This is a genomic window from Oceanobacillus chungangensis, from assembly GCF_003369565.1.
Taxonomy (GTDB): domain Bacteria; phylum Bacillota; class Bacilli; order Bacillales; family Amphibacillaceae; genus Oceanobacillus; species Oceanobacillus chungangensis.
The window spans coordinates 226,100-243,929 of the sequence record NZ_PIOD01000005.1; the positions used below are offsets into that span (position 1 = coordinate 226,100).

Sequence of the window (17,830 nt, forward strand, 5' to 3'; positions counted from 1 at the left end):
CATTTAAGCAAAAGCAATAATAGCTGCAATCCCAGCACCAATCGCAAATGCAGTAATTGATGCTTCTATTCCTTTTGATAGACCAGAAACCAAGTGTCCAGATATCAAATCACGAACTGCATTTGTGATAAGTAAACCTGGAACTAAGGGCATGACGCCTCCGATGATAATCTTATCCATCTCTTTCCCAATACCAGTATAAATACAGATAACCGTAATGAAACCAATAATGACTGCACCGAGAAATTCAGAGACGAAGCGGATTTCAAGTAGACGGTCAACACCAAGCATTCCGGCATAACCAAAACCTCCAGCCACGAGTGCAGGAATAAAGTCATTCCATACGCCGCCAAACATAATGGTAAAACAGCCACTTACAAATGCAGCGACAATAATTCGAATCCATGCGTGATATAAAAGTCCATCATTATCAACCTCAATTAATGAGGAGAACGCTTCTCTCAAATTGAGTTCTCCTGCAGTAATGCTTCGGGAAATCGTATTGACTTCGGCTACTTTATGTAGATCCGTTGACCGCGTAGTAATTCTTAAAAAGTATGTTTCCTCCGCGACATCAACAGCAAAATTAATTCCGGTAGGGGTAGCATAACTCTGCGGATTTTTTACACCAAATGCAGTAGCAATTCGGTTCATTGTATCCTCTACTCGATATGTTTCTGCACCACTTTGAAGCATAATTTTCCCAGCTAATACGCATACCTGCTCAATGGAAACCTTTTTTTCCATAATACCACCTGCCACTCTCATAACTCTATGTATGTTACATTATAAAGGTTGATGTAATTGAAAGAAAGGGAAAGGGAAAAAGTGTGAATTGAATTAATAATTGTATAAAGTAATTCCCACTTTCCCACTGGTTTGGATTATGGTGTGAGTGTAAATAAAAAGACGAGTGCAATAATCGGTATCGCATTTACCATCGCAATGCCGATTGCAGTAAAGCTTGTCACACTAGACTTATTATCTTCAACAACATCTACTTTACTCTGTAAGAATAGAAAGAAACTAGCGCATACAATGGTTAAAATAATAATAATTGCAGGTATGTATATAAGCTCAATTGATGAAACAGCTTCTACATTCATTATTCCGATAATTAATAATATTAGTGGAATTGCTTCACTGATGGCAACACCGATAAAAAAGTTTGTCTGTACTTTACTTGCTTGCTCCGGCTGCTCTTTGATTTTTCCAATATTTATCTTAAAAAGCACTGAAATTGAAATAGCTGCTAAAACTGCTGCCACGGCAAAAATATAAATGCCCATAGAAATCTCCTTTCTTTCTGATTATTAGAATAGTATTGTAAATAGAATAACATACTATGGTTAGGAGGAAAATCACGTTTTTCAGCTGCAAGTTCTAATAAGTATCTATTGCTTCTTGTTCGAGATTAGATTTGCTAACTGAATGTATCATTCGCTATAATTTAATTCATGATGGTTTTGTTTCATATCTATCATTCAACATGAACAACAAGGAGAATATTATGATTAACGCGCTCGATTTAATTATTGCATTTCTAATTTCGCTTATTTCCTCCTTCCTATTAACTTATCCAGTGAAAAAGTTTGCCGTCAATATTGGAGCGGTTGATCACCCAAATCATAGAAAAATTCATAAGAAAGTGACACCGAGGTTAGGTGGAATTTCAATATTCCTTGGTTCGTTGCTAGGTATCCTTTATCTAAGTCCTACTAGTGAGCACCTCCCAGCAATCTTTATGGGTGCGACTGTCATCATTATTACAGGTATTCTTGATGATCGATTTTCTCTTTCACCAATAGTTAAACTAACTGGACAAATAATTGCAGCTTCATTACTTGTTTTTTCGGGAATAATAATCGAAAGGATAACCTTACCGATTATCGGTATCTTTGATCTAGGCTTTTTTAGTGTCTTTATTACGATCATTTGGATAATAGGGATTACGAATGCGATTAATCTCATTGATGGCTTAGATGGTCTTGCAACTGGTGTTTCTACGATTGCCCTGATAAGCATATTCGTGATGGCTATTATAGATTCGCAAATATTGGTTGCTTTTTTAACGATTGTACTGGTTGGAGCAAATCTTGGTTTCCTCTATCATAATTTTTATCCGGCGAAAATATATATGGGCGATACTGGGTCTAATTTCTTAGGTTATATGATTGCAGTTGTTTCGATGCTTGGATTATTTAAAAATGTCGCTTTCTTTAGCTTTATTATTCCAATCATTGTGCTTGCAGTCCCGATCTTTGATACACTTTATGCTATTGTTCGCAGGGCATTTAATAAGGAAAATATTATGAGAGCTGATAATAAGCATGTTCATTATCAACTGATTGAATCGGGTTATAGTCACAGGAAAACCGTATTAATTCTTTATGCATTCAGCGCTTTGTTTGGTATGATGGCAATCCTATTTTCTGAAGCAAGTACAACAACCTCATTAATCATTACAATCATTGTCCTATTTCTAATTCAGATCCTGGCAGAATTAGCAGGGGTTGTAATGGGAGGGAAAAGGCCGATTGTTGACTATTTGCGGAAGATGCTTCGAAGGATGCGAAAGATACGGAATAGATAAAAAGACTTTCAATTAATAAATGGAAGTCTTTTTTTATGTAAAAGATTTAGAAATATCGTCAAAAAGTAACAAAATTAATCTAAAATTTACATTAACTTTGTACTTAATTAATATAAGATATGTAAAATTACCTATAGCTAGATAAATTAGGGAGGGTATTACATAATGGGATTTAAGAAGAAACTAATAACTGGAGCAGCAGCTGCATCGTTATTGTTAACAAGCGTTGTGCCTTACAATGTATTTGCCGATGAAGCAAAAGGGCAGGCAGAACAACCACCGCTTCACCAATACTTACAGGAACAACTTAAGATTTCTCAAATTGCGCAATATGATAGTGGAGTGGGAGAAGCAGGTACGGAAATATTGGCATTTGATGCAAAAACAAAAACAGCATTTGTCACTAATGGAGCAGTAACTGGTTTTGATATTATTTCATTTGCCGATTTGAAATCTGGTGAGTTTCAACAAATTAAATCGAAGCGATTTTTACTTAAAGATTTAGGTCTGAATCCTGATGATTATGCAAGTATTACAAGTATCGCAGTAAGCCCAACGGACGACCTAATTGCAATTTCAGCTTCAAGTAAATTAGAATCAGACCCTGGTCATATCATATTTGCTAAAAAAGATGGATCATTCGTTAAAAGTGTAGAAGTAGGTTCATTACCTGACATGGTGACATTTACACCAGACGGTAAAAAGGTACTTGTTGCAAATGAAGGTGAGCCGCGTGCAACGATTAATGAAGACACTAAAGAAGTGACAACACTTGATTCAGATGGTTCAATTTCAGTTATTGATGCTGCTAATCTGACGGCGCAAACATTGACATTTGAAGGTCTTGAGTTAGGTGACGATATACGCTTAAATTCTAATGGTACACCATTGCAGCAATTAGAACCTGAATATATTACAGTTTCGGATGACGGCAAAACAGCATATGTTTCTTTACAGGAAAACAATGCAATTGCGACAATCGATTTAACAGCTAATAAGATTGTTAGTGTTAAAGGTCTTGGTGTAATCGATCATTCAGAACCTGGAAATGAAATGGATGCAATTCCAAATGGAAAGATTGAAATCGAAAAACAACCAATTCTTACATTCCATATGCCTGATGCAATTGACACTTTCACTGTAGGCGGTAAAACATACATCATCACACCAAATGAAGGCGATGCACGTGCATACGAAGATGGTAACTTCTCTTATGGTGAGTACAATGATGATGGCGAAGGATATACGGAAGAGAAAAAATTAAAGAAATTACTTGAAAAAGACAAAGTCAGTTTAAAAGCATCGAATTATGCTAACTATACACAAGCAGAATTAAATAAATTTGATCTTAATAGTTTAGCTGATTATAAACTTACTATTGAAAATGGATTAAATGAAAAGACTGGTAAATATGAAGCTATTTACGGGTATGGCGGACGCAGCTTTTCAATCTTTGATGCAGAATCAATGGAACAAGTTTATGACAGTGGCAGTGAATTTGAACAAATTATTGCAAAAGCAGCACCAAAGCACTTCAATACAAACAATGATGAGCTTAAATTTGATGGACGCAGCAATGCGAAGGGTGTAGAACCAGAAACAGCGGTAACTGGAGTGATTGGTGACAATACGTATGCATTTATTGCATTAGAACGATTCAGTGGAATTATGATTTATGATGTATCAAATCCAGAAGAACCGCAATTTGTTGATTTAATTTCAAGCCGTGATTTTAGTGAAGACATAAAAGGTGACGTATCACCAGAAGGCTTACAGTTTATTCCGGCTGAAGATAGCCCGACAGGTAAAGCGTTGCTTGCTGCAACACATGAAGTTTCAGGGACAGTTGCTGTTTATGAACTAGAGCAAATACCTGAAACATTTGAACCAGCTCCAACTCCAGAGCAAGACCCAGTAGAATCACCAAAACCTGATGTTGCTGATGAAATAGAACGTATCCAAGGATATAGCCGATACGATACAGCGATTGAAGTAAGTAAACAAGGCTGGGAAAAAGGCTCAGTAGAGAAAGTTATTCTTGCAAGTGGACAAGATTTTGCTGATGCACTAGCAGGTGTTCCTCTTGCTGCTGCTTGGGATACTCCGATTCTATTAACACCGAGTAATAGAGTGCTAGACCAAACAATAGCAGAGATTAATCGTCTAGGTGCGAAGGAAGTAACGATTCTTGGTGGTGAAGTCGCAGTAAGTAAAAAAGTTACAGATACTCTTGAAAAAGCAGGTCTTAAAGTAGATCGAATCAATGGCCATTCAAGATATGATACAGCTGTAGCGATTGCAAATGAATTAACAGAAGGTAAAGCAGAAAAAGTAGTCGTTGCTAATGGCAAGAATTTTGCTGATGCATTATCTGTAGCATCATTAGCAGCAAGAGATGGATTGCCAATTTTATTAACACAGGATTCTGTTCTAACAAAAGCAACAAAAGATGCGTTAAATAGCCTTGGGGCAAAAGATTCATTAGTTTTAGGTGGAGATTTAGCAATCTCTGAAAAAGTTGCGAAAGAACTTCCTGGTGCGAAACGAATCAGCGGTGGAAATCGCTATGCAACAAACATCGCTATTTTAGAAGAATTTGGTGTAAATAGTGATGCAGTGTATGTTGCAAATGGTAAAGATTATGCGGATGCACTATCTGGAGCAGTCCTTGCAGCGAAAGAAGATTCAGCAGTAGTCTTAGTGCATGGAATTGTACCTGAAGAAGTATCCAACTATCTAGTTAAAGAAGATGTAGATACAATGACAATCTTTGGTGGACCAGTTGCGGTAGGGGATAAGGTAAAAGAAGCACTGGATGCAATCTTAGAGAAGAACCTTAATAATGGATATTTAGATTTAACAATCATGCATACAAACGATACACATGCGAATTTAGATAATGTTGCGAAACGCGTAACAGCTGTTAAGGAAGTAAGAGCAGAGGAGCCGAATGCATTGCTTCTTGATGCAGGAGACGTAATGTCTGGAACATTGTACTACAATGAATTCCAGGGGATGGCTGATTTAAGATTTATGAACTTAATGGGTTACGATGCAATGACATTTGGTAATCATGAATTTGACTTAGGCTCAACAGAGGAAGGTTTACAAGGATTAGCAGATTTTGTTGAAGGTGCAAAATTCCCGTTCGTAAGCTCAAACGTAGATTTTACCAAGGATGATAAATTCAAAGGACTATTCAGTGATATCATTTCAAGCCGACCTGCGGATGGTCATATTTACAATGGAATGATAAGAGAAGTTGAAGGAGAAAAAGTTGGTATCTTCGGATTAACAACTGCAGAAACAGCAGATCTTTCTAGCCCAGGTGCTATAGAGTTTGAAGATTACATTAAAGAAGCTGAAAGAGCTGTTAAAGCATTTGAAGGTCAAGGTGTAGACAAAATTGTCGCATTAACACATATCGGCTATGACGATAACCCAAATGTTGATAATGACTTAACATTAGCTGCAGAAGTAGATGGTATTGACGTTATTGTTGGTGGACACAGTCATACGCAATTAAATGAACCAGTCATTATTACGAAAGATAATGCTGGAAAAGAGAAAGACCCAACTGTTATTGTTCAAGCATATCAATACAATAACTTTTTAGGAAAAGTAGATGTTGAATTCAATGATAAAGGTGAAGTTGTTGCTGCAGCAGGTAAATTAATCGATGTTGCAGAAAAAGCAGATGACCAATACGCGCTTGGATTATTAGAACAATACTCAACTCAGGTAGAGAAAGTTTCACAAACTGAGATTGGTGCAACTGCAGAAAGTGCACTTCTAAACCCTAGGACATCTGATAAAGGCAATGAAGAGCAAGTAAGTGTACGTAAAAATGAAACGCCACTTGGAAATCTAATTACAGATGGTATGCTTGCTGAAGGAAAAGAATATGACGAAGAAGTAGTGATGGCATTCCAAAACGGTGGTGGAATCCGTGCTGCTATTAACGAAGGGCCAATTACGGTTGGAGAAGTTATTACGGTACTACCTTTCGGAAACACACCAGCAGTAATGGAATTAACTGGTGCTGAAATAAAAGAAGCATTTGAAATTAGCGTTGGTGAACTTCCATATGAAAATGGCGGATTCTTACACGTAGCTGGCGGTAAAGTAGAATTTGATTCTTCCAAACCTGCACAAAGTCGTGTAATCTCCGTTTCTTATCAAAATGAAGACGGATCATATACTGAAATTCAAGATAAAGAAATTTATAAAATCGTAACAAATGCATTTACTGCTAAAGGTGGAGATGGCTACACAGGCTTTGGTAAAGCGTATGAAGAAGGTCGTGTAACTGATTTAGGATCTTCTGACTGGGAAAACTTCGCGAATCATTTAGCAGGAATTGGCAATATCGTACCTAAAGTTGAAGGTCGTATTGTTGACGTTGCAAAATAAACAACAGCTTTAACACAAAGAAATAATAAAGGGAACAGGGGATCGAACCCTGTTCCCTTTTTCTATATAAACCTAATTAAAACAAGGAATGTAGGCAGTCACCTAGATTTATATAAAAGCAGATATGTGATAAAATAATAATACTACGTAAACATGATAAGAGACGTTTTTCATTGTTTGATACATGACTATTAAAAGTTAGGATTTGATTTATGTGCCAGAAAAAGTAAAAGAATATCATTTTGGGGAATCGGGGGATATTCATCCGTTTGAAACTCTTTCTCGTGATTTTTTTAACACTAATAATTGGTATTATCCTGAGGGGGATATCAAACTAACTGAAAAAAACGGAAAAATACATATCCTGTCAATTAATGAGAAAGCAAAGTATCTTACCCTATTCGAAAAAAATACAAATTTTTCTGTAATAAATAAAGAAGAAAAGAAAATACAACTCGGCAATGAAAATACGATTAAAATTAGTGGAACAAAATCGGAAACAATCGATTTGATTATTTACTTACTAGAATATGATGGTGATTTTAAGCAAGTAAATAAAAAAAGAATCCATTTAAATCGCCTCACATCACTTATTCCATCTCCTGATACAATTTATTGCAGAATAGCAATTCGAATATCAGGGCAGGGAGAGTTTGAGATTTCTAATGTCTTTACATCAGAAACAAACCCGAAAGCAATTAAAATCCGGAAGAGAGAAGCTAAAAAAACCCTTAATCAAATAGAAGTTGTTGCGATCGTAAATGATGAATATTTACAAAATATAGCTGATATCGTTACGATTATTTCTCTAGATGATTGGGATGAAGCAGCTTCAAGAGCAGCAATTCCTGATTTGTTGCTCGTTGATTCCACATTCAAATATGGCAGTAGTTCAATGGAAAGTGGGGAAATTAAGAGTGATACAACTTCTCAAAAGTTAAAGCAGGTGATATTATGGTGCAAGAAAAATAACATTCCTACAGTATTTTGGGATATTGATGCTTCCATTGACGTTGAAATCATCAGAGAAATATTTCCGTTATTTGACTTTATTTTTACTGTTGATTGCGAGCTGATTCCAGTTTATCGTCAATTGGTTGAGCACGAGAACATTTATCAACTGCCATATGCAGTTAATCCAAAGGTCTATAATCCAATGAGGCTAAATAAAAAGAAGGTAAATCAATTCTTTAATGTGACCTTAGCAATTCCTAAAAGGAAAATTGCATTTACAAGTATTGATAAACGAATTGAAAAGCTCTCTAATTTAGGCGTGGAAATAATGCGTTCGGAAGTTTCGGAAGAGGAAATTATTCAACTTGATTATCCAAAAAATTGCACAATCCTTATTAATAAAGAAAACAAAAGTAAATCCCAATCGATATTATCCAAATCAATAATCGAGGTACTTGCTTCTGGAATACCGATAATTAATCGTAGCTCCCCAATAATAAACAGTACGTTTCCAGGAGTTGTACAACAAGCTTGGAATGAAAATGATATTATTGGATCAATCAATAAGTTAAGTACTTGTCCACGAGAGTATCGAGAAATTTCAAGTAAAAGTACAAGAGAAATTTTTAGGAACCATACATATCAAAATAGACTGCAATATCTATTAGATTATGCTTCAATTCCTTTTGAAATCCCACCTCTAGATATTACGCTAATATTTATCGCGCACTCAAAAGAAGTATTTAATAAAATGATAGAGAAAATTGAGAATCAATCTTATCAACAAATTAGAATTATCGCATTGATATCTGTGTTTGATGGTTATGAAGAAATATTTAATCAATACAACCATGATAGTGTGTACGTCTATTTAGAAAAGTACGTATATGAAAATTATCGCATTTCTGATTTAGTTAAAACAAAGTATGTTTCCGTTCTTAACACTGAAAATCAATACGATGAGTACTATGTTGAAGATAATGTTTATGCATTCCATTATTCAAGTGCTGCATGTGTCGGACAAAAGGATTCTAACAATAGTAAAGGTGATTATCGCTTTAGTGAAACGGAATTTGAATATGTGGATGCAATCGATAGCGATACCGGATTTTTTGAAGTAAAAGCAATACATGAAGGCTCATTTTATGATTTAATTCATAACCAAACTGAATTTATTGAGACATTTATCATCCAAAAGGGGCAGAAGATTTTTAGTAATAGACGACAGCTGTAAAGCCGATGAAAAAGTCTGCTAAACGATTGTTGAAAGGATATTTTTACATTGTTTGTCGCTATTTCTATAACTTTTCAACTAGAAGAAGAGTTGATTATTTTCCCAGCCATTTGCTTGGGAGCACTATTACCTTATGAGAGTTCACAGATTATAACGATTAGCCACTATTTCCTAATAATATTATTAATCGACTAAAAATATTGCTTGTTGTAAAGGAGCGGCTGTTAACAATGAAACGTTTAAAAATATTACTTTATGTTGAGCGACTTTCGGAGGTAACGCCGCGTTCGATTGTGCGGCTATCATCCTTGATAAAAGTATTAATGAGCGATGAAAAGATAGAACTTAGTATACTGACAAAAGCTGCTCTCCCAGAAGAGACAAAATCAGTCTTATCGATGGATCCGAAAATCCAATGGCTAAATAGTGACAATGCTACTTCAGCTGGAAATAAGGACGATGAGTATTCGCCACCAGATATGAGTGATATAATCGAACAGCTAGACAATGAAGAGCAATATCATATTATTGTGTTGCATGGACGGGAAATAATGCCAGCAATGGTACATAAGGAATATTGTCAAAAGGCAGTACCTTACGTAACGGATCTAGTACAAATTAGCAATAATATGATCAGAAAATCGCCTGCTGTTTTTGTGGAAACAGCAGAATTAAAGTATGAAGTATCGAAGAAAACGCAACTTTCAGAAGACGAAATCATACTGTTACCCCCTGTAGTAAATGACACGTCACTTAAGGGGAGGACTCAGCATCGTCGATTTTCGATGCTATATCGTGGGCAAATTACAGACGAAATCATTAACTTATTTCAAGCTGTAAAAAAGAAAAACCAAAATTTCTCGATGACGATCCTTAGTGACAATTTGGATGTGGAGCAAAAAGAATTAAATTTACTAAATCGGTACCGGAAGCTTGAAGGACTGGAAGCTAACAAACTCGGAATGGAGAAAGAAATAGGTCAATACATAGACGAATCAGAATTTGGGTATTTATATTACCCTTCAACTCATTGTGATTCAGAAGATATTTTAGAGCAATTTTTGGAGTATGCAATTCAAGGGAAACCGGTAATCATAAACCGCACAGTCCAATGGCAGAAAATACTCGGGGGAAAGTATCCACTATTTGTAGATGATTTACAAGAAGCGAAAGAAAAAGTTATCTTAGCACTGAGTGATCAGGGTACTTATAAGCTTGCTGCGGAACAGTGTTTTACAGCTAGTCTTGCCTTTCAATTTCCAGTAGCCAGTAAAATGATTCTAAATAAGCTTTGGAAATTCAATCAGGAGAAACAAACGATATTATTTGCAGGTCATGATTTTAAATTTCTAAAAGAGTATATCGACTTCTGTAAAACCAATCATTTACATGTCCTTATTGATGAATGGGGAAGTCACAATGTTCATGACATAGAGAGAAGTCGACAGTTAATGCAAGAAGCAGATATTATCTTCTGTGAATGGGGACTTGGGAACACAGTATTTTACTCCAATCATAAACTCCCAGGACAGCGATTATACATTAGGGTCCACAGACAGGAGCTAGAGACGAACTATCTTCATGATGTTAATTTTGAGAACGTGACAAACGTAATCGCGATTAGTCCATATATATTTGAAGAATTTAATCGTCTTAAAAAGATTCCTCGTGACAAGCTAATATTAATTCAAAACATGGTTGATGTAGAGAAATACCAACAGCCTAAAAAGGAAAACATTAAATACAATATTGGTATTATGGGTATATTACCGAAATTAAAGCGATTCGATCGGGCAGTTCGGATATTTGAGAAGCTATGGGAAAAGGACAAACGATACAAATTGTTTATTAAAGGAAAATTACCTGAGGATTTGCCTTGGTTGAAAAATAGAAAAGCCGAAATGAACTATTTTACCAAAGTATTCGATAAGATAAATGATGCACCATGGAAGGATAATCTCATTTTTGATGGTCATGGTGATAACGTGGCAGAATGGTTAACGCATGTCAATTTTATGCTATCTACCAGTGAAATTGAAAGCTTTCACCTGGCGCCAATGGAAGGAATGGCTAGTGGAGCTACACCAATTGTTTTCAACTGGCCAGGATCGGATACAATCTATCCAAAGGAATTTATTGTAAACGAGATAGATGAAGCTGTTGAACTGATATTAAAACTTACTGATGAAGACGATACCGAAAAGTGCAAAAACTTTTTGCCGATCGTAGAGAAATACGATAAATCAAATATTATCGAACGACTGAACGAGCTGATTTTGAAATAATCCATTTTTGTGTGTTTCTGGTTACTTTTACTTCTTGCGAGATAGTAGCGATGTTGATTACCCCTTCAGACAGTTGTTTTTCCTCGGCAATGCTTTAGCACCATCGGAAGAAAATCCCTTCCAATGGAGCTAAAGCCGTTGCCGTTTCTATAAGACAAGAAGACCTAGGCAGCATTACATCGCAAGTAGAATATCGTTCTTTATCCCGAGGAGACTCCAAACCTAGGTTAATGTCAATAGCGATACAGAGAGGGGAAATTATCATCACTAAAAAGGATTGTTTAATATGGTGAGAATCGCACAATAGCGTAGAATATATGGGAATACTGGGATCTAAGCAATGAACCAAAACAACATTTCTGTTGCGATGTGAATAAAAATATCATAATATATTTATTTGTGATAAAATCAACTGGGTGTATATTTCCTATATAGGAGCGTTACGATTCATGAAAAAGAAAGTATTAATAATGACACAAAACTTCTATCCAGTCATTGGTAGCGCAGGTAATCGAATGAAAAATATCTATCAATTATTGAATGAATTTGATATTGAAGCGGATGTATTAACAACCGAACCGGCGTATCCAAACAAGAATTTATACAATGATAAAACCTTTTGGGATGATGAAGCATTAAACAAGAAAACAAAAAAAATCATCCGAGTACCAATAAAAAATAAAAAGTTTTCGAACCATATTGTTAGCAGATTATACTTTTATATTGAAATTATGTGGCGGTTCCTAATTAAGCTTTGGCAAATTAGGAAAGAAAATTATGATTATATCATGGTCAGTACTCCACCGATATTTATCGTATTTTCGGCATTGATTGGTAAATTCTTTCTTAAATCGAAACTCATATTAGAAGTGAGAGATTTATGGCCGGATAGTTTAGTCGGTGTGAAAACATTTGATAACAGCTTCATTCTGAAAATCTTCAGGATACTCGAGAAGAGAATGTATCGACTAGCTGATCATATTGTGATCAATAGTAAAGGTTTTGAATCACATATTAGGTCCAAATTGAAAAAAAATACGCCGATTGTTTATTTACCGAATGGGCCACGAGCACATGAAGTTGTCCGAAGTAAAAAATATGAGGGCAAGTTTCGTGTTGTATACACGGGGAATCTTGGTTTAGCTCAGGATATTGATCACTTAAAATTAATTGCGAGCGCATTGCAAGCTGAAGGAATTCGTTTTGATGTCATTGGCTATGGAATAAAGACAGAGGAATTTATGCGTTATATAGATGAACATCAATTGGATCAAGTCTATATGCATCAACCAACGACAAGGAAGAAAAGCTTGGCTTTGATTGAGAATAGTAATATTGCAGTTGCATTTTTAAATGATGCGGATGTATTCTCTACCGTGCTCCCAGGGAAGATTATCGACTATATGACATGTCGAACACCAATTGTAGCAGGAATAAAAGGAACAGCTGCACAAATAATAACTAATAATGAAGCTGGCTTTGTTTTTGAACAGCAGGATATCCAGGGAATGATTGAGAAAATTGTCGAATTAAAGAATAATCCCGAAAAGTTGAAGCGGATTGGTGAAAACTGTACAAGAACGGTGCAAGACGTATTTCTCTGGGAAAATAATATAAAAGAACTTGTACAAATAATTAATGAGTAAAGAGGGAAGAACGTAATGAAACGTGTTGGTATGTTTGTCTGGAACCATTTTACAAATGATGCGAGGGTACTTAGAGAGTGTACCTCTTTATCTGAAAATGGTTATGATGTAGAATTAATATGTATTGATGATCCCAATGATCCGACTATTTCCAAGTATGAAGAAGTAAACGAGCATTTTCGGGTTCATCGTATGCGGAGATATCCAGTCACTTTATTATTTTTGCAAAAGGCGTATCGCTTTGCATTTGGAAAAAAATGGCCGCTAATCCCGTTATTAGCCATTTGGGCATTTCTGGTCTATCTATTTCCATGGATTACAATCATTCTTACTGTTATAGTAGCCTTGCTATTAAAAACAAAAGTAAGAGTAGTTTGGATTCGTGGTGCACTAATTTTGCGGATGATTTTGAAAGGTCATCGTGGAAATTATGATATTTATCATGCGAATGATTTAAATACGATGCCACAGGGATATATAAGTGCGAAATGGCGATTTAAGAAGAAACCTTTAATTTATGACTCACATGAGGTGCAAACAAGCAGGACAGGCTACGATAGTCCATGGTATAAGAGATTTGAGCACTTCTTCATTAAACGTATGGATAGTATGATGGTTGAAAATGATACTCGTGCAAAATTTAATGAAGACTTATATGGATTCTATCCTCATGTGCTGCATAACTATCCATCAATGGAAATTCAACAAACGGACGAGAAAGTGGATCTGCATGGAATGTTAAACCTGCCGCAAGACGAGAAAATTTTGCTTTACCAAGGTGGAATCCAAGCAGGACGAGGACTAGAGAAGTTAGTTGAAGCATATCCGTTATTTAATGATGGCACACTAGTATTTATTGGTGATGGGAAGATTAAAGACAAGCTAATCAAAATGGTGAAGGAAAGGAACTTGGAGGAAGGCATAAGGTTCATTCCGAAGGTTCCAGTTCGAGACTTACCGAAATATACGAAAAACGCTTATCTTGGGTTCCAAGTGTTAAATAATATTAACTTTAATCACTGGTCAGCATCATCGAATAAATTATTTGAGTATATGATGAATGAAGTACCAGTTGTAGCATGTAATTTTCCGGAAATTAAAAAAGCAGTTGAAGAAAGCGAAGTAGGAATCACGATAGATCCGCATGACCCTAAAGAAATTGCCAAAGGTGTAAATTACTTATTGGATAATCCGGAGAAGCGTGACTACTTTAGTGCGAATTGCAAAAATGCTCGAAAGAAGTATAATTGGGAGAAAGAACAAAAATACTTGCTCGAAGTTTATCGAAAGTATTAATTTAAGTTCGAAATTACAATCCTTAATAACCTAAAGAAAAAGAAAGAAGGAATTACAGTGAAGCTATGTACAATGGGATTAGGATATATTGGTTTACCAACATCAATTATGTTTGCAAACTATGGTGTAGATGTTGTTGGTGTAGATGTTAAAAGAGAAGCAGTTGACATGTTAAATAATGGTCAAATTCATATAGAAGAACCTGGACTTCAAGAAGCATTAGAAAAGGCGATTGCAAAAGGAACTTTCAGAGCATCCGTTGAGCCTGAACCTGCAGATGCTTTTATTATTGCGGTACCAACACCGAATAAAGATGATGAATTTAAATCAATGGATATAACATACGTAATGCAAGCATTAGAGAACGTTATTCCGTTTTTGGAAAAAGGAAATGTTTTGATTGTTGAATCAACGATTGCACCTAGAACGATGGATGATTTCGTGAAACCGAGACTTGAGGAAGCGGGATTTGTCATTGGTGAGGACATCTTCTTAGTACATTGTCCTGAGCGTGTATTACCAGGGCAAATTATGCATGAACTAATCCATAATAACCGTATTGTTGGTGGTGTTACACCAATGTGTACGGAAAAAGGATCAGAAGTATATGCTACGTTTGTTCAAGGTGAATTGATTAAAACGAATGCACGTACTGCAGAAATGTCGAAACTAATGGAAAATACTTTCCGTGATGTTAATATTGCGTTAGCAAATGAATTAACAAAAGTATGTAATGAATTAAATATTAATGCTTTAGATGTAATTGAAATGGCGAATAAACATCCACGAGTTAACTTGCATACACCAGGACCTGGTGTTGGTGGTCACTGCTTAGCGGTTGATCCATATTTCATTATCGCCAAAGCACCAGAGCAATCAAAAATTATTAACCTATCTCGTCAAGTAAACAATTCTATGCCAAGTTATGTTGTAGAATCTGTTGAGAAGCTACTTGCAAAACATAACGGCAAGAAGATTACAGTATTTGGATTAACTTATAAAGGAAATGTTGATGATATTAGAGAAAGTCCGGCAATGGAAATCTATGAGCAGTTACATGCCCTACCTGAATACGACGTTGTTGCATATGATCCACATGTTAAGTTAAGCTTTGTTGAAAAAGACTTAGAAAAGGCATTGGATGGATCTGATTTAGTATTGGTTCTAAGTGACCATAATGAATTTAAAGAGCTGACAAGTGCATATTTCAGCAAAATGAACGTTGCCCAAGTATTCGATACAAAAAATGTTGTAAAAGAATGCGCTGATAATATTGAGTATATTAATTACGGGAACTTATATAAATTTTTATAAGTTCTGAAGTGAAGGAAGCTATCGTTTATGTTTAATTCGGTAAGGCAAGTAATTAGAGAACAAATTGAATTTAGAGATTTAATCTTTAGAATGGCGAAATTTGAAAACAAAGGGATGTACCAAGTGCATTACTTGGGGACCTTTTGGCAATTTTTAAGTCCAGCAATTCAAGTAGCTATTTATTGGTTTGTTTTTAGTACAATTAGAGGAGGAGCTCCCGTTGGTGAGACTCCTTTCTTCCTTTGGCTGATTATTGGATTAATTCCTTGGTTTTTCATTAGTCCTTCGATTATTCAAGGATCCAATAGTGTGTATCAGAAGATTGGGCTCGTTTCCAAAATGAATTTTCCGGTTAGTGTGCTGCCAACGATAAGAATCGTAAGTAACAGTAATCAGTTTTTTGTTATGTTAGGCATACTTATTGTTATAGCATTATCCTATGGGGTAAAACCTTCGATCTACAACATTCAATTCATTTATTACCTCATTTGTTTATTTGCTTTCTTATTTGCATTTTCATTACTTAGTTCAACAATTGCAACGTTAATTCGAGATTATCAGACAGCACTCCAATCGGTTATGCGGATGCTTTTATACATGTCTCCGGTTATGTGGGATACTAGTTTGATCTCAAGAACATTCCCTGTTGTTGGTCCATTGCTGGAGAATATCTTGCGATTAAATCCGCTATATTACATTATTGAAGGATTCCGGGATTCGATTCTTGGCCGAGCATGGTTCTTTGAAGATATGGTTTATACAGGATATTTTTGGCTATTAACATTATGTTTATTGTATTTTGGAGCAAAGATTCACATGAAATTCCGCAAGAACTTCATGGATTATTTGTAATGATAAAAAGCGGAAGCGCCCGTTTAGCGACGTACTCCCAGGCCTTTTAGCCGTAGGAGATAAAGGAAACTCTTTGGGAGCGTAAGCGAATCGATGTTGACTTTCACCACAAGGGTATAAGTGCGACTAAGCCTCATGTGTAACCAATTGGCAAGTCTTCTTTAGATTGTCATGAGGTGAGGGAAGTCTCGCTAGGAGCACGGGCGCTGGAGCTGGACGTGGCCTCTCTTGTCACAGAAGTTCTAATAGGAAAATTTTTATACTTTCTTATCTATCTAACAAGGAGCTTTTAATAATGAAAACGAAAGTAAAGTTTACGAATGTCTATAAAACCTTCGAACTTCATGCGAAACGATCTGAAAAAATACTGAATTTATTCTCTTTATCATCTAAGAAAAAAAAGTTTAAAGAGTTTATTGCTTTAAGCGATATTTCCTTTGAAGTCTATGAGGGAGAGTCCATTGGTTTAGTAGGACTAAACGGTTCAGGAAAATCAACCCTGTCTAATATTATTGGCGGTGTCATTCAGGCAACTGAAGGAGAAATAGAGATTAATGGGGAAACATCAATCATCGCGATTTCTGCTGGATTAAATGGGAGCCTCACTGGGATGGAAAATATCGAGCTAAAATGTATGATGCATGGTCTTTCCAAGGAGAAAATTAAAGAAGTTACTCCTGATATTATCGACTTTGCAGATATAGGTGGATATATCAACCAACCAGTAAAGGACTATTCGAGTGGGATGAAATCACGCTTGGGCTTTGCTATATCGGTACACACCGATCCAGATATCCTGATTATCGATGAGGCACTTTCAGTTGGTGATTCCACCTTTGCACAGAAGTGTTTAAATAAAATGAATGAATTCAAAAAACAAGGGAAAACCATCTTCTTCGTCAGTCATTCTGCAGGTCAAATGAAACAGTTCTGTGATCGTGTCATTTGGCTGGATTATGGTACTCTCAAAGAAATTGGCGATTCTACAACGGTCGTTGATAATTATCAAAAATTCACAAACTGGTTTAATAAACTGTCAAATGATGAAAAGAAAGCTTATAAGAAAGAAATGTTAGGTAAGCAATACCGATACACTGACGTAATCAAGAAAAAAGAAATCAGCAATAAAAAAGAAAGAACGTCCCAATTTATTAAGAATACTTTAGCTATACTGCCAGTTGTCGCCTTTACAATTCTTCTATTATTGGGATATTAAGATTTTAGAAAACTAAGGTTTAGCCAA

General features: G+C 35.7%; 11 protein-coding genes. 9 read left to right on the plus strand and 2 right to left on the minus strand.

Annotated elements, in window-relative coordinates:
* Positions 1-3: 3 nt before the first annotated feature.
* On the minus strand, positions 4-747 hold the full coding sequence (locus tag CWR45_RS04935; protein WP_115748691.1) for a threonine/serine exporter family protein: 744 nt from the start codon (positions 745-747) through the stop codon (positions 4-6).
* Positions 748-884: 137 nt separating this feature from the next.
* Complete coding sequence (locus tag CWR45_RS04940) at positions 885-1,289, minus strand: hypothetical protein (RefSeq protein ID WP_115748692.1); 405 nt, start codon at positions 1,287-1,289, stop codon at positions 885-887.
* A 221-nt stretch (positions 1,290-1,510) separates the two neighbouring features.
* Here CWR45_RS04940 and CWR45_RS04945 point away from each other — a divergent pair, with 221 nt between their 5' ends.
* The 9 genes from CWR45_RS04945 to tagH all read left to right on the plus strand — a co-directional run bounded on the left by CWR45_RS04945 (position 1,511) and on the right by tagH (position 17,803).
* Positions 1,511-2,593, plus strand: a complete 1,083-nt coding sequence (locus tag CWR45_RS04945) for a glycosyltransferase family 4 protein (protein WP_115748693.1) — start codon at positions 1,511-1,513, stop codon at positions 2,591-2,593.
* A gap of 165 nt (positions 2,594-2,758) precedes the next feature.
* The gene (locus CWR45_RS04950; protein ID WP_115748694.1) at positions 2,759-7,006 is read left to right on the plus strand and encodes a choice-of-anchor I family protein; all 4,248 of its coding nucleotides are present in this window, start codon (positions 2,759-2,761) and stop codon (positions 7,004-7,006) included.
* 214 nt (positions 7,007-7,220) lie between these two features.
* Positions 7,221-9,194 carry a CgeB family protein gene (locus CWR45_RS04955; RefSeq protein ID WP_115748695.1) on the plus strand — a complete coding sequence of 658 codons (1,974 nt, stop codon included), beginning with the start codon at positions 7,221-7,223 and terminating at the stop codon, positions 9,192-9,194.
* Between the two features lie 230 nt (positions 9,195-9,424).
* Positions 9,425-11,479, plus strand: coding sequence for a glycosyltransferase family 4 protein (locus tag CWR45_RS04960; RefSeq protein WP_115748696.1), 2,055 nt, complete (start codon positions 9,425-9,427; stop codon positions 11,477-11,479).
* A gap of 449 nt (positions 11,480-11,928) precedes the next feature.
* Positions 11,929-13,125 carry a glycosyltransferase family 4 protein gene (locus tag CWR45_RS04965; RefSeq protein WP_115748697.1) on the plus strand — a complete coding sequence of 399 codons (1,197 nt, stop codon included), beginning with the start codon at positions 11,929-11,931 and terminating at the stop codon, positions 13,123-13,125.
* A gap of 15 nt (positions 13,126-13,140) precedes the next feature.
* Positions 13,141-14,421 carry a glycosyltransferase gene (locus CWR45_RS04970; RefSeq protein ID WP_245975338.1) on the plus strand — a complete coding sequence of 427 codons (1,281 nt, stop codon included), beginning with the start codon at positions 13,141-13,143 and terminating at the stop codon, positions 14,419-14,421.
* 57 nt (positions 14,422-14,478) lie between these two features.
* Entirely contained in the window at positions 14,479-15,735 is a 1,257-nt protein-coding gene (locus CWR45_RS04975; protein WP_115748698.1) for a nucleotide sugar dehydrogenase, read from the plus strand.
* A gap of 27 nt (positions 15,736-15,762) precedes the next feature.
* On the plus strand, positions 15,763-16,587 hold the full coding sequence (locus CWR45_RS04980) for an ABC transporter permease (protein WP_115748699.1): 825 nt from the start codon (positions 15,763-15,765) through the stop codon (positions 16,585-16,587).
* A 295-nt stretch (positions 16,588-16,882) separates the two neighbouring features.
* A complete protein-coding gene (tagH, locus tag CWR45_RS04985; protein WP_115748700.1) occupies positions 16,883-17,803 on the plus strand; it encodes a teichoic acids export ABC transporter ATP-binding subunit TagH in 921 nt (306 codons plus the stop codon).
* Positions 17,804-17,830: the final 27 nt, after the last annotated feature.

What these genes read in the sequence shown, in the direction of transcription:
- CWR45_RS04935 (WP_115748691.1), bottom strand. Translation starts at nt 747, where the DNA reads ATGGAAAAAAAGGTTTCCATTGAGCAGGTATGCGTATTAGCTGGGAAA.
- CWR45_RS04940 (WP_115748692.1), bottom strand. Translation starts at nt 1,289, where the DNA reads ATGGGCATTTATATTTTTGCCGTGGCAGCAGTTTTAGCAGCTATTTCA.
- CWR45_RS04945 (WP_115748693.1), top strand. Translation starts at nt 1,511, where the DNA reads ATGATTAACGCGCTCGATTTAATTATTGCATTTCTAATTTCGCTTATT.
- CWR45_RS04950 (WP_115748694.1), top strand. Translation starts at nt 2,759, where the DNA reads ATGGGATTTAAGAAGAAACTAATAACTGGAGCAGCAGCTGCATCGTTA.
- CWR45_RS04960 (WP_115748696.1), top strand. Translation starts at nt 9,425, where the DNA reads ATGAAACGTTTAAAAATATTACTTTATGTTGAGCGACTTTCGGAGGTA.
- CWR45_RS04965 (WP_115748697.1), top strand. Translation starts at nt 11,929, where the DNA reads ATGAAAAAGAAAGTATTAATAATGACACAAAACTTCTATCCAGTCATT.
- CWR45_RS04970 (WP_245975338.1), top strand. Translation starts at nt 13,141, where the DNA reads ATGAAACGTGTTGGTATGTTTGTCTGGAACCATTTTACAAATGATGCG.
- CWR45_RS04980 (WP_115748699.1), top strand. Translation starts at nt 15,763, where the DNA reads ATGTTTAATTCGGTAAGGCAAGTAATTAGAGAACAAATTGAATTTAGA.
- tagH (WP_115748700.1), top strand. Translation starts at nt 16,883, where the DNA reads ATGAAAACGAAAGTAAAGTTTACGAATGTCTATAAAACCTTCGAACTT.